Here is a 17924-nt window from a genome sequence, read left to right as displayed (position 1 = left end):
TTCTAATACCAACCCTCTTAATTAAGTGATCTATTTTGAGGGTTGGTATAATTATTAGAATAGCTGAAATAAAAAAGGCCTCACTTGGAGGCCTGTTATCGACTTTACGATTTATTTAGTTTTTCTTTAACTCAATACGACCACTGACGGTATCAATTTCAACATCTGCATCACCGCCATTGAGAATAAATTCTAACTCACGTGACGGACCATACTTGGCTTTCTTGACTTTATCGCGACTCAATTCATTAATAATACGACCACCAGAGTGCGCATCAATATCAAAGCGAGCTGATACGTCGCTCGGGAAATACAAGCGAACATCACCACTTACGGTATCCATATTAATGCGAGCATTAGACTGTAGCGCTTTGACTTGCACTTTAATCTCACCATTCACTGTATTTAATCGTAAGTCCCTTAATGAGGCGACTTTGAAGTCTACTTCACCGTTAACATTTTCAAGACGTATATCTGTTGCCTCCGTATCACTTTCAATATCACCATTCACAGCATTGAATCTCAACTCACCTTTAGAGTTCATATCATTAATGTCACCATTAACCGTTTCAAAGCGTAAATCACCCGATAACTTGTTTGCATCAACATCGCCATTAACCGTTTCGAGGCTTACTTTACCTTCTAGTTGCGTCGCTTTGATATCACCATTGACCGTTTTAATGCGTGCACCTGCTAATAATTCCGTCGCAGAGATATTCACGTTTATACCTTCAAAGCTCAGCTCACTGTTTTTTGGCATATAAATCGTCAGTTTAGAGCCATCGCCTTTGTTCCAGCCTTTATAACGCTTAGGCATTTCAACAATAAACTCTGTGACAGAGCCATTGTTCTCAAGTTTGTAGCCCTTAGCAATCTCATCGAGTGAGCCTGTAACCTTAAATTCTGATTTATCCCAAGATTTGATGTCTACTTCACCGCGTTGGTTTTCAATCACGATCTTGCCATTGGCTGGTACTGAAATCTGCTTATCGATAGCTTCACCTGCAAGACAAGCGAATGGGAAAAATAATAGTCCTGTTAGTAGTTTATTCATCTTTTTTCTCCTAAATTTGTTGCCAACTTGGTGCATGTACACGGTTGATTAAATCTAATTGCTGCTGATAGACCTGCGCGAGCATTTTTAGCAGCGCGGCATTTTCAGGATCATTTTGTAAGGCAAGCTTCACAGCTTGCTCAGCCTGTTCTAATTCATCAAGTTGTTGCTGCCAGTCATTTGTTAAAGCTGGTTGAGCTTCATACTGTACAAGTAATGCCTGCTTTTGCTGTTCGAACAGTACGCTTAAGTCACGCATGGTGTTTTGCTCAGGGTGCGTCATACTGACATTCCATGCCAATAACCCCGCTATAAAACACGCTGCAATGCCGGTGACTTTCGGCCAATACTGCTTCTCACTAAGAGGTGTTTTGGCTGGTTCAGCTATTGCGCGTTCAATCCCAGGCCATAAATCACGGCTTGGCGCGGTATCACTTGGCTTTGCCAGCTCTTCTTTTAAGAAGTCGTCAAAGTTGACTTTACTCATGCTCGTACCACTCCTGTAATAATTGTCTAGCGCGATGGTATTGAGACTTACTTGACCCCACTGCCATACCTAACATATTGCCGATTTCTTCATGCCGATACCCTTCAACAGCATGGAGAACAAACACTAAGCGAGCACGTTCTGGTAAGCGCAAAATTAACTTGTCGAGTCCGTTTAAACCACTGCACATTGCAAGGCTCTGTTCATCCATACCGCTTTGCTCAAAGCTCACAACTTTTTGCAGCCAATTCTTATGTTTGCGCAAATAACTAATGGCAATATTACTTGTGACACTGTGCAACCAAGTCGAAAACTTTGACTGCCCCTGAAACTGCGAAATTTTATGCCATAACTGTACAAACACTTCTTGTGTAACATCTTCTGCATGCTGTTGATCGGCAAGCAGTCTTAAACACAAAGCAAATACCGGTTTCTCATGCTGTCGATAAAGCTGGGCAAACGCCTCCTGATCACCCTGCTGTACTTTATGCACTAGGTCATCTGTTTGCTCATCTCTATTCGTGTTCGAAAATGCCTCTTTGGCATCGATTAACATGACACTATTCCTTTATCGGGTTTTACCCAGTTTGGCGTTTTGCTTAATTGTTATTATCTAAGACGCCATCTTGGCTTAAAAAGGTTTAAAAGAATTAAAAAAAATTTGAAGAGACAGCATTACAAAGCAAAGTCTATTTTGCAATGAAATGCTGCTAGTTGCATCTTGTGGTGTTAGTCGTCCGTACTTCCGCTATCAGAATTGCTCGTTTCACCTTCATCAGTCTCTAAATCAGGCAGTGGCTTGGCAGGCTCAAAGAACCAACCTTTAAAAATAAGCTGAGATTTCTCATCGCTGCCACCACCAGAACCAAAATTCACATCTTTAAGAGCTGAGTCAAAATGCACGCCACTGCCCCCAGAGGAATCAATAATAGAGCCTCTCACAGTACCATAGAGTTGCCCACTACCTGAGAGTTTTACTTGTGTTAAAGGTGCATAGATTGTTGCATACATGTCTGATGCTCCCTTCACTTGAAATCCATCTCTGCCTGAATATGAAGAGAAAAAATTCAAACTAGGTATGCCGCTTGAAGTCATACCTTCTTTTTCTGTGATCACTTGCCCACTGGCGCCTAAAATCACTTTGCCTGTGGTAAACACAGTTAAACTACTGCCTGACTTGATAGTTAACTTAGCATTTCCATCTAACACAAAGTCGCCATCAACTAAAAAAATCACATCGCCACCAGTGATAGTCATCTTACCATCACTGTATACCTTAAAATTTTTCATGCCAAACACACGCTCTTCTGTCGTGTCTGAAATGCCATGGCTTTGACTCAAGTTATCAAACAAATAAATCTCTGCTTTTTTTGAATCTAAAGCGACAGCCTTTTTGATGCCAACTTGAGATGTCATCAAGCGGCCTATTTTAGGAGTAAACATATAGGTTTGTGTCGCACCGACCGCGAAATCCTGATCCCGCTCAGGGTTCTGCTCCATCACATCTGGCATATTTAAAGGTAATTCAAAGGGATCACACTCTTTATTTGGTTTTGCAGGATCATAATCAGGAGAGCTTGGGTCATATACTTTTACAGGCTCTATCTCTGGTGTTTTTCTAAAATAAGCATCAGAGTAAGACACATTCTGCCTTGTAGTGCCATCATCTAGCTGAACAGATTCTTGCGCGTGATAACTCGCAGGAAAGTTACCTGTCCCACCATACATAATGTCGTAGGGATCATTGTTTGCATTAATGATCTTACTACCCCATTTCATCTCGACATTGCCTACAGCTCTTACATAGCCCTTAACCTCACCACCTCGATGAGTAAAAAAGCCCCCTGAGTAAACATTGCCCTCAACACGATAACTCGTTCCGCCACCACCGCTGATCTCAACACCAGTATTTGAGTGTACATCTCCGATAATGGGTGAAGAGCCTTTAAGATATATTACCCCCGATGCTTTCACATCGCCTTTAATCGGCGAATTACCAGTAATCGTGACACTCGAATCACCAATCACAGTATTTACATGCCCTGAAGAGTCTCGATTAGTCTCTGAATATGGGCCTTTACTGGAGTCATAACTATCAACCACACCACTACCAGATAAATTAACGCCTTTACATCCCGTAACAGCATGCTGAAAGGGGGATTTAATATCTGCTGGTTTTAATTCAAAGCGAGCAACAAGCTGTTGATTCGCATCGCCATAATAGCGCTGACCTAGACTCGTAATTTCAAGTAACCCTTCCGCACTTTTACTCAGACGTGCTTTATAAACCGTGTCATCGCCTATTTCACCGTTTCCAACATGTAAACCATGCTGATTGACTAAGTCATCAACGGAAAAGCTACTGTTATCTGATACAATCTTTTGCAAGTTATTTGCCGCAGTAAAAATACCTTTTTCAGCGAGCAGACGTGCATTCATGTCTTTTTGAAAGTTGCCCGTTAAACGTTCTTGAATAACGGTTTCTTTAAGGGCACCAATCACCACCACACTCGCCATAGTGCTCATTAACATGACTTTAATTAAGGTAAATCCTGATTGCTGCTTCACACGCTTTCCTTAAAAGCTTCAAGCAGAATGAGTTGTGTCGTGGCAATATCTATTTGCAACCCATCTCCAAAATGACTTGGCATATTCATCGGTTTGACAGTCACGCTGACTAGATGATTATCATATGCAAAGTTAATGGCTTCTATACCCTTGAGTAGTTGTACTGCACCGTTACCATCGCCAATGTCACAGGTTAAAAAACCGTTTTCAAGCGCATACGTTTCAATGTAATCCACAGCTGGGGTCGTACCTTGGCAAGATAGTACATTGGCAAGTTGCTGAAATTGAATGCTTAAAGGAGCTGCGCTAATAACGGGCTCACTGTTCGTCTGCTTAACACTTCGCGTAAATACTTGGCTGGTATAACGGATCACCTCTTGTGCATCTGATAACTCTTGCGTCATTCTCACCGTGCTTTTTATCGCTGAATAAGACATGGCAACCCCTGCCAGTAAAAATAACCCGACTGCCATCGCAACCAACATCTCAAGTAAGGTATAACCCGATTGTCTCGCTTTATGTGTTACACACATTCGGTACCTCTACGAAACTTGCATTCAATGTAACCTGATTAAGCAATTGTTTTTCTGCTTCCTCTGGCACACGCAAATCTTGCCAAGCCACTGTCATTTGCATCTCAGCACTGTAATTTTCTGGCAGTGTTAACACATACCTAAAAGATAAGCTGTTAGGTGGCTGTAACGACTCCCTAAATGCTTGCTCGGTAAATTTTGATGGGGAGCTATGTTGTATTTCACAAAGTTCTGGCCACATACGCTCAATAGCATTCTGTGCCTGTACCAAAGAAACCGTATAATCAAAGCTATTATTAGCGAACTGCAATGACTTAAGCTGGGTAACACCCAGACCAATTAAAGCAATGCTCGCAATAAACATTGAAACCAGTACTTCTAGCAATGAAAAGCCTGCATTTACGCGCAATTTTCTTCTGCCTTACCTAACCAACTTTGACCGCTTTGTAGAATACACAAACGATAATCTTTAGTATTTCTATCGTTATCAGTGATTAAAATATTGCTTTGTAAATTCAGCTCGCCAGTCGAACGTATCATACGATCAACCAGATCTGCGTTAACTGTTGGGTAGATTGAATCAAATTGCCTTAAAACCTCTCTACCATCTGGCACTTCAATTTCTACTAACCAGGAGTTGTCTTGTTTGGTGAGGATCACTGTCTGTGCTCGCTTTACTGCCTCACTTCTCGCATATCGATATATTGCATTTAATTGATTAGCTGTTTTAGTCAGGCGCTCTTGCTTTATAAACTGTGCGAATGAAGGAGCTGCAAGCATGGCTAAAATACTCACAAGGCCAAGCGTGATTAATAATTCAATCATAGTAAAGCCATGAGACTTTTGCTTATTTCCAGCAATCATTACCGTTCCCACTAGCAGTCGTTTGACCAGCCTGATTGATTGATAGATCACCACATCTGTCAGTCGTTTGTACACTTCCCGCTTTTGGTCTTGCACTTAACACAAACCCCAAACTTCTGAAGTTTGCTGCACCTGCTGGCTTGTTAGTGTGCCGATAGGTGAAATCATAAACTGCTGAATTTGGCAAATCATTAAACAGTTCGCTATCTGGATAACCACCATTTCTTGAGTAAATACGTTCTAAAATTGCCGCTGTTTGCAGCATTGATTGCTGTGCATCTGAACGATGCCCATCTTGTATATATCTTTGATAAGACGGATACGCTAAAGTCGTAGTAATCGCAATAATTGCGACAACAATTAGCAGCTCAATAAGCGTAAAACCTTTTGTATTTACTCTAGAATTCATACTCTACCCAAAACAAAACAGCGCTGTCATTTTTAACACAAACCTAACAAGAAACAAAAGCTTAACTTGTTATTAGGTATGACAAAACCCGCAGTTAAAATACCACATAATATATGTTTTTGAAAAAGGAACGGATTACATGTAGTTACACAGTGTACCGTTTGCTCAGATCCGTGAGATGTTTAAACGAAGAGAGAGTTTGATAGTTTTTTATTTTTATATAAAAACCGCGTGCATAACACGCGGTTTTTTAAAACTTAATCAAAGATTAAGCTTCAGCAATAACGATTACTTTGATAGTAGCAGTTACGTCTGAGTGTACAGCGATTGCAACGTCAAATTCACCAGTCTCACGGATAGTACCTAGAGGTAGACGAACTTCTGACTTAGCAACTTCAACACCAACAGCTGAGATAGCGTCAGCGATGTCACGAGTACCGATAGAACCGAATAGCTTACCTTCGTCACCAGCTTTAGATACTAGAGTAACTTCAGCTAATGCTTCTAGCTTCTCAGCGCGTGCTTGAGCAGCTGTTAGTTCTTCAGCAATCTTCGCTTCTAATTCAGCGCGACGAGCTTCAAAAGTTTCGATGTTAGCTTTAGTCGCTGGAACTGCTTTACCTTTAGGGAATAAGAAGTTACGAGCGAAGCCAGATTTAACTGCAACTTGGTCACCTAAGTTACCAAGGTTTGCGATCTTGTCTAGTAGAATAACTTGCATGTTTCTACACCTTTTAAAAACGAGTTAATCCGCTGCTTACTTATGTAAGTCAGTGTATGGAAGAAGGGCTAAGTAGCGAGCACGCTTGATAGCTGTTGCTAGCTGGCGCTGGTATTTAGCGCTAGTACCTGTGATACGGCTAGGTACGATTTTGCCACTTTCAGTTACATAGTTTTTAAGAGTAGCTAGATCTTTGTAATCGATTTGTTGTACGCCTTCCGCTTTGAAACGGCAGAACTTACGACGTCTGAAATAACGTGCCATGAGTAATTTCCTCAATTAATTCTTTCAATATGTTGTGCATGTAAAACAAGTTGACTTAAACCATTTCGGTTTTCGTGACGATTTAAAAAACCGCGTACTTGTATTGCCTGCCCAACGTATAAATGCTGTGTTTGATTCTGTAATTGTGCACCGCTTGCAACCACACTTAGACGAACATAACTATTTCTATTTAGTTCGGCTTCGACTTGCATTGATTTGTGTTCAACAACAAACGTGCAATGTGGAATACCAGCTGGGCTTTGACTAAATTTGGGTGTTTTACAAACCGTACCCGAGAGCACATATTGATTTGTATACAGATCTGGCTGTGTCACCTATTTAATCAATCCAGATTCAATAACGATTAAGCAGAAGCTGCTTCTTTTTTCTCTTCTTTAACAAGAGGAGACGCTTCAGTTACAGCGTTTTTAGTACGCATAACTAGGTTACGTAGCACTGCATCGTTGTAGCGGAAAGAAGTTTCAAGCTCGTTGATTACTTCAGTTGGTGCTTCAACGTTCATTAGAACATAGTGTGCTTTGTGAAGCTTTTCGATTGGGTAAGCCAGTTGACGACGACCCCAGTCTTCTAGACGGTGAATTTGACCACCAGCTTCAGTGATAGAACCAGTATAACGCTCGATCATACCAGGTACTTGCTCACTTTGATCTGGGTGAACCATGAATACGATTTCGTAATGACGCATGGATATTCCTTACGGTTAATATAGCCTTGTCCCGTTTCGGCCAGTCGGGGGAAGGCAAGGAACTAAATGTGATAGCCGAAATGAGCGCGTATTCTACGTCGAGTTGGGAGTTTTAGCAATGAAAAAAGCAAGAAAAGACTAATTATTAATCAGATTCTAAGTGAGTAGGATATATTTGAAATAGAAGATTGGAGCGGCACACGAGGTTCGAACTCGTGACCTCGACCTTGGCAAGGTCGCGCTCTACCAGCTGAGCTAGTGCCGCATTCCATATTTAGCTCTTGATTTGTTTGTAATATCGCAAAGGTCGCGTCTATTACCCGACGCAGCTGAGCTAGTGCCGCATCATGACAGTTATTTATATAACTAGTTTGCTTGTAAACAAGACTTGAGGAGTTGGAGCGGCACACGAGGTTCGAACTCGTGACCTCGACCTTGGCAAGGTCGCGCTCTACCAGCTGAGCTAGTGCCGCATTCCATAGTTAGCTCTATATTTTAGGTAACATTGCAAAGGTCGCGTCTATTACCTGAAGCAGCTGAGCTAGTGCCGCATCACAATATTTAGCAATATAATTGCTGCGCTTTAAAAAAACAAACCCCGCAGAGTTACTCTCTTAAGCGGGGCAGGATTCTACAATAATGCAGGTGCTTTGCAAGCAATTTTTAAAGATTAAAGAACTTTTCTTTATAAACCTTTAATTCCATTATTGAATCTTTTATGTCGTCTAGTGCAAGGTGTGAGCTTTTCTTTTTAACTTGACCTAGTAATTCTGGTTTCCAACGACGAGCTAGCTCTTTCACTGTACTCACATCTAGGTTGCGATAGTGAAAGTAAGCCTCAAGTTCAGGCATATACTTATTTAAAAAGCGGCGGTCTTGACCAATTGAATTGCCACACATAGGCGAACTGCCTGGTGGTACCCACTCTTTTAAAAACTCTAAAGTTTGTGCAATGGCATCGTCTTCAGTGAACTTACTGGCCTTACAGCGTGCTGTCAAACCTGAACGACCGTGTTGATTGGTACACCATTCGTCCATGTTATCTAACAACTCATCGCTTTGATGAATAGCAATAACAGGGCCTTCAGCTAATACATTTAAATCACCATCAGTAATAACTGTAGCAATTTCTAAGATTTTATCTGTTTTAGGCTCTAAGCCCGTCATTTCAAGATCTAGCCAGATCAAATTTGATTCATTAAAAGACATAAACTACCTTAGCGGTACTTCCTTTAGATCCAATGCAATTAGATATATCATATTAGCTTCACTTGTTTACCTAAAGCTTTTTTTTTAAAAGCGCTTAATTTAATTGAGTTATAGCCCATTTAAGCCATGCTCACAAAGTAAACAGAGTGATTTTAGGCAATTTTATTAATTGCAATTTTGATCAGTGACAAGCTAAGTAACTATGGCAAAACAAAAGAAACTCAGTAAAGGCCAATCCCGTCGGATCAGTGCCAACCATCAAAAACGCTTGCGTAAAGCTAAACAACAGCATAGCGAGCAACAAGATACCCAGTGGCAAACCGACAATTTAGGTCCGACTGAAAACGCAATAGTAATAAGCCGTTTCGGCCAACATGCCGATATAGAAACCATCGATGGCGAAGTTTTGCGCTGTAACATTCGCAGAACAGTTGGCGGTCTAGTGTGCGGTGATGAAGTATTCTTTCGTCGTGCCAAAGTCAGTGATGGCGACTTAGCTGGAGTTATCGAAGCCATTGAAGAGCGCCGTTCACAGCTTACCCGTCCTGATTTTTATGATGGCGTTAAAGTTGTTGCAGCGAACATTGACCAAATCTTGATGGTGTCTGCAATTTTACCTGAATTCACCCCACAGATTATCGACCGATATTTAGTGGCTTGTGAAGATATGGGTATCGAGCCTATTTTAGTGCTCAATAAAATCGACTTGATCGATGACGAAGGTCTCGAGTTCATTAACGAAATTTTAGATATTTATCGTGAATTAGGTTACAAAGTTCACCTTGTCAGCACCAAAACCGGCGAAGGTATTGACGCGCTGAAACAAGTATTAGTGGGTAAAAATAACATCTTTGTAGGTCAATCAGGGGTAGGTAAATCTACACTGGTCAATACCGTGCTCCCTAATGCTGATATTCTTACCAAAGAAGTGTCTGAAAATAGCGGCCTAGGTCAACACACCACAACCGTGTCACGATTACACCACTTACCTAGTGGAGGAAACCTGATTGATTCACCGGGGATCCGTGAGTTTGGCCTATGGCACCTAGATGTTGAACGTGTAACTTGGTGCTTTAAAGAATTCCGCGAGTATATAGGCGGCTGTCGTTTTAGAGATTGTAAACACCTTAACGACCCTGGGTGTATTTTGGTAGAAGCCGTTGAGCAGGGTAAAATTACCGAGTTACGTTTTGACAGCTATCACCGTATTCTCGAATCAATGGCTGATGGCCGCGCAGGTGCTCGCGCGCCAAGAGTTTAAAAATTTTACAGTTTATATGTTAGTATCTGCGCTAATTATTTTTAGGAATTTATAGTCCCCATGGATAAATTTAAAATTGCCATGCAATACGCCATGCCTAAGCATGGGATCTCTCGCCTAGTTGGTAAATTAGCTGCTGCGGAAGCAGGCTCCGTGACAACTTCTTTGATTAAGGCGTTTATCAAGCAGTACAAGATTGATATGAGCGAGGCACTTTACGAAGATCCTGCGCACTATAAAACCTTTAATGAGTTCTTCACTCGCCCATTAAAACCAGGCATTCGTCCATTAACAGAAGATGAGAGCATTATTACTCACCCAGTAGATGGCGCTATCAGCCAATTAGGCGATATTGTTGATGGTCAACTTATTCAAGCTAAAGGCCACAACTACAGCGTGCAAGACTTGCACGGTGGTGATAAAGACGATGCAGACCCGTTTATGGGTGGTAAATTTGCCTGTATTTATTTAGCACCAAAAGACTACCACCGCATCCACATGCCAATTGATGGCACGCTACGTAGAATGATTTATGTGCCGGGCGATCTATTCTCAGTTAATCCACTCACAGCGAGAAACGTGCCGAACTTGTTTGCACGTAACGAACGTGTCGTAGCGATTTTCGATACCAAAGTGGGTCCACTTGCGATGACTTTAGTCGGTGCAACGATTGTGGCAAGCATCGAAACGATTTGGTCGGGTACAGTTACACCACCTGCCGGTCGTGATGTAATGACTTGGAATTACCCAGTTGAAGGCGACAAAGCCATTCACTTAAAGAAAGGCGATGAAATGGGCCGCTTTAAGCTCGGCTCAACGGTCATTTTAGCTTGGGGTAAAGATCAAGCTGACTTCTTAGATAGTGAGCAGCCTGAAACAGTGACTCGCATGGGCACGCCATTCGCAACAATTAAATAATACTCATTGAATTTTAGGCAATTGGTATAAACAGAAAAGCCATCATACTTTGTATAGATGGCTTTTTTAGAATCTAAAAACTCGCTTTATTAAAAACAAAAAACCCAGCCAAGGCTGGGTCTTTGAATTCTTTAAAACTAAAATTACTTGATTTTAGCTTCTTTGAAAATCACGTGCTTACGTACTTTAGGATCGTACTTTTTGATTTCCATTTTTTCAGGCATGTTACGCTTGTTCTTGTCGGTAGTGTAGAAATAACCAGTACCAGCAGTTGAAACTAAACGGATCTTATCACGCATGATTCAGCTCCTTAAACTTTTTCGCCGCGAGCACGGATATCTACTAATACCGCGTCGATGCCTTTTTTATCGATAATACGCATACCTTTAGTAGTAGTACGTAAAGTAACAAAACGTTTTTCGCTTTCAACCCAGAAACGGTGTGTTTGTAGGTTAGGTAGGAAGCGACGCTTAGTAGCGTTGCGCGCATGTGAACGGTGGTTACCTACCACTGGGCGCTTACCTGTAACTTGACAGACTTTAGACATGTCTATATATCTCCAATAACTTCGCTCGAGCTTAATTTTCCCTTGGGCCTTAACTGTTTGCCCTGGGGTAAATCAGAGGGCGCTCTTTATACAGCATTAGCAGGCAAAGATCAAGGATCTAGTCCTATCAATCAGCTCATATGTAAATTTGATAGCGGCCAATTATAATGATCGAATCGTGCTTAGGAAAGTAAAAACTGCATTTAAATTAAACTAATTTGCAATATTTTGAGCAAAGCTGCGTTTTTTAACGTTTTCTTTCTGTAAATCACTTAAATCAAGCCTCGCTGTGCAAAAGATATGCAGCGATTTCCTGCCACAATAAGGTGATCTAATACATGAATGTCCACTAAAGCGAGCGCTTTTTGCAATTTTTGGGTAATTAACTTATCAGCTTCGCTTGGCTCAGCAATACCGCTAGGATGATTATGGGCAAAAATTAATGACGCCGCATTGTGCTTCAATGCCGCTTTGACTACTTCCCTAGGATAAACACTCGCTGCGTTAATAGTGCCATTAAATAAGATCTCATCATGAATAAGTTGATTCTGGTTATCTAAATACAGCGCCATAAACACTTCGTGTTCTAACCCTTTTAACTGCAAGCACAAATAGTCATTTACCGCATCAGGTGACGTAAATACCGTGTCGCGTAAGCATGCTTCACGCATATAGCGCTTACTCAATTCAAGCACAGCTTGTAATTGTACATATTTAGCTTCTCCCAAGCCCTTCAATGCTGAAAACTCTTTTAGACTGGCATTAAACAAGTTTTGTAATGACCTACTTTGTGTTAACAGTGATTCAGCCAGCTCTATGGCATTCATGCCGGCGATACCTGTTCTTAAAAATATTGCCAAAAGCTCTGCATCACTCAATGCATGCGGGCCTTTTTTTAGTAACTTTTCTCTCGGTAGGGTGTGTTTGGGTAATGCACTCAATTGCATAATTAGTCCTTCATTCCTTTATTATTCAACGCTAAAGTGTAGTCAAAGGAGTATAAAAGGCAAAAGCGGGTTACCCCTCTGACACTTCTCTATGGTAGAGTTTAGGCAAGTTTTCACTGGATTTATCAAGCTATGAAACAGGCAAAAAATATTGTTTTGGGGATCAGTGGCGGTATTGCTGCTTATAAATGTGCTGAATTAGTACGACGCTTAAAAGAGCGTAACTGCAACGTCAAAGTAGTCATGACCGACTCTGCCAAGCACTTTATTACCCCACTGACTATGCAAGCAGTATCTGGAGAACCTGTTTCTGACTCATTACTCGATCCAAGCGCAGAGGCGGCCATGGGCCATATTGAATTTGCCAAATGGGCAGATTTAATCCTCGTAGCCCCGGCTAGCTCAAACATCATCGCAAAAATGGCAGCGGGTATTGCCGACGATTTACTCACTACTTTATTACTTGCCACGCCAGCTAGAATCGCGGTTGCGCCGGCGATGAACCAACAAATGTATGCGCACGCAGCAACACAAGCAAACTTAAATACACTGGCTGAACGAGGTGTAGATATCTGGGGTCCAGGTAAAGGTGAGCAAGCATGTGGTGATATAGGTGCAGGTCGAATGCTAGAGCCAATGGAGCTGGTAGAATTATGTACAAGCGATAACATTGAGCCAGTACTCGCTGGCAAAACCATTACGATTACAGCAGGTCCAACGCGAGAAGCCCTCGACCCTGTTCGTTATATCAGCAATCACAGCTCTGGCAAGATGGGTTATGCCATTGCAGAAGCCGCTCTTAAATTGGGTGCAAAGGTAACCCTTATTTCAGGCCCTGTAATTTTAACGCCACCAGTCGGCGCAGAGGTCATTAAAGTCAGTAGCGCATTAGAGATGCGAGACGCCGCGCTTGAGCATGCGCAATCCTCAGATATTTTTATCGGTTGCGCTGCCGTTGCTGACTATCGTGCCGCGAATGTGGCTGAGCAAAAAATCAAAAAACAAGGCGACGAAATCACCCTAACTATGGTGAAAAATCCTGACATCATTGCCGAAGTTGCCGCCCTTCAAAGAAATCGTCCTTATACAGTAGGTTTTGCCGCTGAAACACAAGATGTTGAAAAATATGCCAAAGGTAAGTTACAGAAGAAAAATCTTAATATGATCTGTGCCAATGATGTCTCTCAAGAAGGACTTGGCTTTAATTCAGATCACAATGCGTTAACATTATTCTGGCAAGATGATCAGCGCAATTTAGGGGTTAATAGTAAAGCTGAGTTAGCAATGTCTCTACTAAAGGCACTTGCCGAAAAGCTATAAAAACACTTAAAACAAAGGCTTACAAAGGTGTACTTTTTTCAGTACAAAACATGAATGAAAGTCACTTTAAAACACTGGCACCAAGCTGAATAAACCATTAACATAACCCCAACAAAGTGTAAGCTAGTTGGGGTTTACATCAGAAAAATGAACATAATAACGATAAATTAAAGGACCATTCATGCCAGCGACTAAGCGCAGTAATCGCAAAGAGCAAATACTACAATCTCTCGCACAAATGCTTGAAACGAGCCCTGGTCAACGTATCACAACAGCCAAATTAGCTGCTGAGGTAGGGGTATCTGAAGCGGCTTTATACCGCCACTTTCCAAGCAAAGCACGCATGTTTGAAGGTTTAATTGAATTCATTGAAGACACTCTACTTTCTAGAATCAATATTATTTTGGATAACGAGAAAGAAACCCAAGGTCGTGTTTATAATATCTTACTTCTCATTCTGGCTTTTGCAGAGAAAAACCCTGGGATCACACGTATTTTAACAGGTGATGCACTTCAAGGTGAACAAGAGCGTTTGCGTGAACGTATTCAAGGCCTATTTGAAAAGTTAGAAACCCAGTTCAAACAAGTTCTTCGTGAACGTAAACTTCGAGAAGGTAAAGCCTTTACCACCGACGAAGCTGCATTGGCCAATTTCTTCTTAGCTTATATCGAAGGCAAGATGAATCAGTTTGTTCGCAGTGATTTTAAAACCCGCCCAAGCAGCCAATTCGAAGCACAGTGGCAAGAGTTACAAAAAATCTGGTTGGCTTAATCGCCAATTAATCTCTAGAAAAGCGACGGATGTCGCTTTTTTTGTGTCCAAAAATCACTGTTTCACCTCTCATACCAATCCTCTTAATTAAGTGATCTATTTTGAGGCAAGTAAAACTTGCCGGTAGCACCGCTTACGCGCCCTGCTATCGCTGAGGTACCTACTTCCATGTAGGCAAGGCGAAATTTTGCTATTTAACCTGAGGTTTGGATAAGAAATAAGATAAACTTTGTTTTGCAGACTTTTTAACTTACCTTCTCGTCTAGCCTGAAATTTTTAGGGATAGCAAGGCGAATTTATGAAGCAATAGCAGGCTATTGAAAATAAATTCAACGCAGCTAGCGTTAAAAATGACAGCTAGAGAGTTGTTAATTATCCGAAGCTCAGGTTATTTAGTTGTTCTAAGTAAGAAATTTTCAACGAAGCTAACGTCAGTTTTAATCCCTCAAAATGATTAAGTCTTATTGAGGATTGGTATCTTACTGTTATTGACCGCATCGCTCTTTTGTCTTTACCTGCTGCGTGATAAAAAAAACCTTTATAAGTAAAATTAGGTTTGCACCATGAAGGCGTTCCACTCTCTAATTGCAGCCAGTGTGCTGTGCTGCTTGCCTGTTGCGGCGAAATCAAATCTTGAATTTAAAGATGTATTTGATTTTCGTTATGCACAAGGTCAGCAACTTTCTGACAACGGCCGATTACTGACTTTTTCTGCCAAGCCCTATCGCGGAAACAGTGAAGGCTTAGTCTATGACTTAACAACAAACAAAATTATTGCGCGTGTTCCGCAAGGCACTAAGCCACAGATCAACAAGGCTGCAAACTGGGTGGCATTCACGCAAGTGCCTACCCTATTAGAAAAAGAAACCACCAAGAAAAAAGATAAGAAAAAATTAAAAAATCATCTTATTTTGATTGATACACAAACTCATAAGCAAACCACCTTTGCTGAAGTAGTTGATTACCAAATCAGTGATGACGGTAACTGGCTGGCTTATCGCACCAAAGAAAAACCAGAAGACGATAATGCAGACAAAAAAGCTGACAAGCCTGAAAGCGAAATTAAGGCAGATAAAAAAGACAAGTTTTATTCTCTGGTTATCGTAAACCTGCGTGATATGAGCAAAACGACCATTGAACATGTTGGTAAGTTTGCGCTAAGCCCTAAAGAATATGGCGTACTATTTAATATTCATGCTGAACATGGCGCAAAAAACCACATTGGCTTTTTTGATTTAAACACGCAAACGCAAAGCAATTTATTCGACGAGCCAGGGGTCACCTTAAGCCAAGCAATTTGGCACCCTAAAAAGCCTATTGTTGCTTTTAACATGGCCAATTATGTAAATGATGATACACGTCGTCGCGACCATCAAATTACTCTATGGCACAGTGATACCAATACCCTAAAAGAGATTAATAATCCAACAGGGTGGTTCACAGGAAAAACGGCTAAACTAACCTGGTCTGAGCAAGGCGAGCGCTTATACTTCCAAAACCGTCCAGAACTGGAAGCGAAAGTAAAAGAACTAAATTACGACGACGAAGCGTCACTCACTGACTTTGAGACGATTCGAGCCCAAAAAGGCCTACAGGTTTGGCACAATAATGATGCTGAAATTAAAACTCGTGAAGCCAAAACATGGCAACAAGCGAACAAAAACCGCCACTATCAAGCGGTTTACCATCTAAATGGTGAGCAAGTTGTGCAGCTTGCTAACGAGCAAGCACCAAATATTCGCTTAAACACCGAAGCGAATTTCTTATTAGCAAGTAACGATAAGCCACATTTAGAACGTATTATGTATGAAGGCTTCTTCAACGACTATGCAGCCATTAATGTGAAAACAGGTAAGCAAACTCAAATCATCAAAGGCTCACCGTTTAGACCAAGTCTGTCTCCAACAGGAAGCCATGCTGCATTCTTTAAAGACCAGCAGGTTTGGTTAAAAGACTTATCATCGCAATCTATGTCACCTCTAACCAAAGCTGTCAGAGAAGCGATTTTCGCCGATGACAAGCATGATTACCCGAGTGAACAACCGGGCTATGGCTTTGCGGGTTGGCAACTTGACGGCTCAATTGTTTATGTATATTCAAAGTTTGATATTTGGGCATTTGATGTAAACACGCAGCAAGCTACGCGTTTAACAAAAGGCAGAGAAACAAACACCCAATACCGCGTAAAGTATCTTGATAAAAATCAGCTTGGTTTTGCTGCAAATGACACCTTAATGCTGCATACCCACAACACTGAAAATAAACAGTCGGGCGTAGCAACGCTGAACCTAGCGACAGGTAAAGTAAAAACAGTACTAAAAGGCGAAGCCCGCTATGCGCTGGTCGCTAAAGCTAAGCACGCAGACAAGCTCATTTTCACCAAAGAAAGCTATCATCAGTTCCCTGATTTTTGGCAAACCACCAGCACATTCTCAAAAACCAAAAAAGTGACTGACTTAAACCCGCAAGTGAAAAACTTTGCTTGGGGTGGTAAGCCTGAATTAGTGCAGTATAAAGGCTATAACGGCGAAGACTTACAAGGTGTGCTAATCAAACCTGCAGGCTACAAAGAAGGTGATAAAGTACCTACGGTTATTTATTTCTACCGCTATATGAGCCAACGCATGTATAACTTCCCGAAAATGGAGTTAAACCATAGGCCAAACTTCCCAATGTTTACCTCGAACGGTTACGCATTATTCTTACCTGATATTCGTTTTGAAATTGGTAAGCCGGGCCCGTCATCAACACAAACCATGATCAACGCCGCACAAAAGCTGATTGATATGGGGGTCGCACATCCTGAAAAGATTGGTTTACAAGGTCACTCATGGGCAGGCTATCAAAGTGCCTTTATGATCACGCAAACCGATATGTTTAAAGCAGTTGTGTCGGGTGCTCCTGTATCAAATATGACCTCAGCATATAGTGGCATTCGCTTAAAGTCGGGGCTTGCCCGTCAATTCCAATATGAAACAGGCCAAAGTCGAATCGGCAAACCACTGACGCAAGCGCTTGATTTATACATTGAGAACTCACCAGTATTCTTTGCAGATAAAGTGAATACTCCTGTGCTGATTATGTTTGGCGATGCTGATGGCGCGGTACCATGGCAAGAAGGTATTCAATATTACCTAGCACTACGTAGACATAATAAAGATGCTATCTTCTTACAATACGAAGGAGAACCTCATCACCTGAAGAAGTTTCCAAACCAAGTTGATTTCTCAATTCGTATGATGGAGTACTTTGATCATCACTTGAAGGGAAAGCCTGCTGCTGATTGGATTAAGAGTGGGGTTAAACACCAACCAGAGTAGTTAACACAAATAATAAAGCCTGCA

21 protein-coding genes and 2 tRNA genes are annotated in these 17924 nt (G+C 41.5%); 5 read left to right on the top strand and 18 right to left on the bottom strand.

The features are described from left to right. Window positions 1–115 precede the first annotated feature (115 nt). The 15 genes from PP2015_RS01395 to orn all read right to left on the bottom strand — a co-directional run bounded on the left by PP2015_RS01395 (window position 116) and on the right by orn (window position 8815). Window positions 116–1054, bottom strand: a complete 939-nt coding sequence (locus PP2015_RS01395; RefSeq protein WP_058028569.1) for a DUF4097 family beta strand repeat-containing protein — start codon at window positions 1052–1054, stop codon at window positions 116–118. Between the two features lie 10 nt (window positions 1055–1064). Then, on the bottom strand, window positions 1065–1541 hold the full coding sequence (locus PP2015_RS01390) for a hypothetical protein (protein ID WP_058028568.1): 477 nt from the start codon (window positions 1539–1541) through the stop codon (window positions 1065–1067). After that, window positions 1534–2097: an RNA polymerase sigma factor gene (locus PP2015_RS01385; RefSeq protein ID WP_058028567.1), complete on the bottom strand. Its 564-nt coding sequence runs from the start codon at window positions 2095–2097 to the stop codon at window positions 1534–1536. Before PP2015_RS01385 ends, PP2015_RS01390 begins: the two co-directional genes overlap by 8 nt. Before the next feature lie 173 nt (window positions 2098–2270). Beyond that, the gene (locus PP2015_RS01380; protein ID WP_227009203.1) at window positions 2271–4109 is read right to left on the bottom strand and encodes a DUF7305 domain-containing protein; all 1839 of its coding nucleotides are present in this window, start codon (window positions 4107–4109) and stop codon (window positions 2271–2273) included. Next, window positions 4106–4642 carry a PilW family protein gene (locus tag PP2015_RS01375; RefSeq protein ID WP_058028566.1) on the bottom strand — a complete coding sequence of 179 codons (537 nt, stop codon included), beginning with the start codon at window positions 4640–4642 and terminating at the stop codon, window positions 4106–4108. Before PP2015_RS01375 ends, PP2015_RS01380 begins: the two co-directional genes overlap by 4 nt. After that, entirely contained in the window at window positions 4626–5051 is a 426-nt protein-coding gene (locus tag PP2015_RS01370) for a type IV pilus modification PilV family protein (protein ID WP_083496483.1), read from the bottom strand. The genes PP2015_RS01375 and PP2015_RS01370 overlap by 17 nt, the downstream gene beginning before the upstream one ends. Continuing rightward, window positions 5042–5506: a GspH/FimT family pseudopilin gene (locus PP2015_RS01365; protein ID WP_058028565.1), complete on the bottom strand. Its 465-nt coding sequence runs from the start codon at window positions 5504–5506 to the stop codon at window positions 5042–5044. The genes PP2015_RS01370 and PP2015_RS01365 overlap by 10 nt, the downstream gene beginning before the upstream one ends. Then, on the bottom strand, window positions 5490–5915 hold the full coding sequence (locus tag PP2015_RS01360; RefSeq protein ID WP_058028564.1) for a type IV pilin protein: 426 nt from the start codon (window positions 5913–5915) through the stop codon (window positions 5490–5492). Before PP2015_RS01360 ends, PP2015_RS01365 begins: the two co-directional genes overlap by 17 nt. Window positions 5916–6183: 268 nt before the next feature. Further along, window positions 6184–6636, bottom strand: a complete 453-nt coding sequence (gene rplI / locus PP2015_RS01355) for a 50S ribosomal protein L9 (RefSeq protein ID WP_058028563.1) — start codon at window positions 6634–6636, stop codon at window positions 6184–6186. A 36-nt stretch (window positions 6637–6672) separates the two neighbouring features. Next, entirely contained in the window at window positions 6673–6900 is a 228-nt protein-coding gene (gene rpsR, locus PP2015_RS01350) for a 30S ribosomal protein S18 (protein ID WP_010386263.1), read from the bottom strand. Window positions 6901–6911: 11 nt separating this feature from the next. Continuing rightward, the gene (priB, locus tag PP2015_RS01345) at window positions 6912–7235 is read right to left on the bottom strand and encodes a primosomal replication protein N (protein WP_058028562.1); all 324 of its coding nucleotides are present in this window, start codon (window positions 7233–7235) and stop codon (window positions 6912–6914) included. A gap of 29 nt (window positions 7236–7264) precedes the next feature. After that, window positions 7265–7606: a 30S ribosomal protein S6 gene (gene rpsF / locus PP2015_RS01340; RefSeq protein WP_058028561.1), complete on the bottom strand. Its 342-nt coding sequence runs from the start codon at window positions 7604–7606 to the stop codon at window positions 7265–7267. A gap of 189 nt (window positions 7607–7795) precedes the next feature. Then, a tRNA-Gly gene (locus PP2015_RS01335) sits at window positions 7796–7871 on the bottom strand. A 132-nt stretch (window positions 7872–8003) separates the two neighbouring features. Then, window positions 8004–8079: transfer RNA gene (locus PP2015_RS01330), tRNA-Gly, on the bottom strand. A gap of 190 nt (window positions 8080–8269) precedes the next feature. Then, window positions 8270–8815 carry an oligoribonuclease gene (gene orn / locus PP2015_RS01325; RefSeq protein ID WP_058028560.1) on the bottom strand — a complete coding sequence of 182 codons (546 nt, stop codon included), beginning with the start codon at window positions 8813–8815 and terminating at the stop codon, window positions 8270–8272. A 202-nt stretch (window positions 8816–9017) separates the two neighbouring features. Between orn and rsgA the strand changes: the two genes are divergently transcribed. Both rsgA and asd read left to right on the top strand, forming a co-directional pair. Next, window positions 9018–10076 carry a small ribosomal subunit biogenesis GTPase RsgA gene (gene rsgA / locus PP2015_RS01320; RefSeq protein ID WP_058028559.1) on the top strand — a complete coding sequence of 353 codons (1059 nt, stop codon included), beginning with the start codon at window positions 9018–9020 and terminating at the stop codon, window positions 10074–10076. A 60-nt stretch (window positions 10077–10136) separates the two neighbouring features. Then, window positions 10137–10994, top strand: coding sequence for an archaetidylserine decarboxylase (gene asd, locus PP2015_RS01315; RefSeq protein ID WP_058028558.1), 858 nt, complete (start codon window positions 10137–10139; stop codon window positions 10992–10994). Window positions 10995–11137: 143 nt separating this feature from the next. Here asd and rpmG read toward each other — a convergent pair whose 3' ends face one another. The 3 genes from rpmG to radC all read right to left on the bottom strand — a co-directional run bounded on the left by rpmG (window position 11138) and on the right by radC (window position 12488). Continuing rightward, a complete protein-coding gene (gene rpmG / locus PP2015_RS01310) occupies window positions 11138–11293 on the bottom strand; it encodes a 50S ribosomal protein L33 (protein WP_005493124.1) in 156 nt (51 codons plus the stop codon). A gap of 11 nt (window positions 11294–11304) precedes the next feature. Then, on the bottom strand, window positions 11305–11541 hold the full coding sequence (gene rpmB / locus PP2015_RS01305; RefSeq protein ID WP_058028557.1) for a 50S ribosomal protein L28: 237 nt from the start codon (window positions 11539–11541) through the stop codon (window positions 11305–11307). Between the two features lie 272 nt (window positions 11542–11813). Then, entirely contained in the window at window positions 11814–12488 is a 675-nt protein-coding gene (radC, locus tag PP2015_RS01300) for a RadC family protein (protein ID WP_058028556.1), read from the bottom strand. Between the two features lie 132 nt (window positions 12489–12620). On the opposite strand from radC, the gene coaBC reads away from it, so the two are divergent. From coaBC to PP2015_RS01285, 3 genes are all read left to right on the top strand, one after another. Then, entirely contained in the window at window positions 12621–13808 is a 1188-nt protein-coding gene (gene coaBC, locus PP2015_RS01295; RefSeq protein WP_058028555.1) for a bifunctional phosphopantothenoylcysteine decarboxylase/phosphopantothenate--cysteine ligase CoaBC, read from the top strand. A 181-nt stretch (window positions 13809–13989) separates the two neighbouring features. Beyond that, the gene (slmA, locus tag PP2015_RS01290) at window positions 13990–14580 is read left to right on the top strand and encodes a nucleoid occlusion factor SlmA (protein WP_058028554.1); all 591 of its coding nucleotides are present in this window, start codon (window positions 13990–13992) and stop codon (window positions 14578–14580) included. A 563-nt stretch (window positions 14581–15143) separates the two neighbouring features. Further along, window positions 15144–17900, top strand: coding sequence for a S9 family peptidase (locus PP2015_RS01285; RefSeq protein ID WP_058028553.1), 2757 nt, complete (start codon window positions 15144–15146; stop codon window positions 17898–17900). The last annotated feature ends 24 nt before the right edge of the window (window positions 17901–17924 follow it).

The organism is Pseudoalteromonas phenolica, from assembly GCF_001444405.1.
Lineage (GTDB): Bacteria > Pseudomonadota > Gammaproteobacteria > Enterobacterales > Alteromonadaceae > Pseudoalteromonas > Pseudoalteromonas phenolica.
The sequence above is the reverse complement of the archived record's forward strand: the minus strand, read 5'-3'. Positions and strand labels throughout refer to the sequence as shown.

Coding starts and splice junctions, on each gene's coding strand:
- PP2015_RS01395 (WP_058028569.1), bottom strand. CDS start 1,054: ATGAATAAACTACTAACAGGACTATTATTTTTCCCATTCGCTTGTCTT.
- PP2015_RS01390 (WP_058028568.1), bottom strand. CDS start 1,541: ATGAGTAAAGTCAACTTTGACGACTTCTTAAAAGAAGAGCTGGCAAAG.
- PP2015_RS01385 (WP_058028567.1), bottom strand. CDS start 2,097: ATGTTAATCGATGCCAAAGAGGCATTTTCGAACACGAATAGAGATGAG.
- PP2015_RS01375 (WP_058028566.1), bottom strand. CDS start 4,642: ATGTGTGTAACACATAAAGCGAGACAATCGGGTTATACCTTACTTGAG.
- PP2015_RS01365 (WP_058028565.1), bottom strand. CDS start 5,506: ATGATTGCTGGAAATAAGCAAAAGTCTCATGGCTTTACTATGATTGAA.
- PP2015_RS01360 (WP_058028564.1), bottom strand. CDS start 5,915: ATGAATTCTAGAGTAAATACAAAAGGTTTTACGCTTATTGAGCTGCTA.
- rplI (WP_058028563.1), bottom strand. CDS start 6,636: ATGCAAGTTATTCTACTAGACAAGATCGCAAACCTTGGTAACTTAGGT.
- rpsR (WP_010386263.1), bottom strand. CDS start 6,900: ATGGCACGTTATTTCAGACGTCGTAAGTTCTGCCGTTTCAAAGCGGAA.
- rpsF (WP_058028561.1), bottom strand. CDS start 7,606: ATGCGTCATTACGAAATCGTATTCATGGTTCACCCAGATCAAAGTGAG.
- orn (WP_058028560.1), bottom strand. CDS start 8,815: ATGTCTTTTAATGAATCAAATTTGATCTGGCTAGATCTTGAAATGACG.
- rsgA (WP_058028559.1), top strand. CDS start 9,018: ATGGCAAAACAAAAGAAACTCAGTAAAGGCCAATCCCGTCGGATCAGT.
- asd (WP_058028558.1), top strand. CDS start 10,137: ATGGATAAATTTAAAATTGCCATGCAATACGCCATGCCTAAGCATGGG.
- rpmG (WP_005493124.1), bottom strand. CDS start 11,293: ATGCGTGATAAGATCCGTTTAGTTTCAACTGCTGGTACTGGTTATTTC.
- rpmB (WP_058028557.1), bottom strand. CDS start 11,541: ATGTCTAAAGTCTGTCAAGTTACAGGTAAGCGCCCAGTGGTAGGTAAC.
- radC (WP_058028556.1), bottom strand. CDS start 12,488: ATGCAATTGAGTGCATTACCCAAACACACCCTACCGAGAGAAAAGTTA.
- coaBC (WP_058028555.1), top strand. CDS start 12,621: ATGAAACAGGCAAAAAATATTGTTTTGGGGATCAGTGGCGGTATTGCT.
- slmA (WP_058028554.1), top strand. CDS start 13,990: ATGCCAGCGACTAAGCGCAGTAATCGCAAAGAGCAAATACTACAATCT.
- PP2015_RS01285 (WP_058028553.1), top strand. CDS start 15,144: ATGAAGGCGTTCCACTCTCTAATTGCAGCCAGTGTGCTGTGCTGCTTG.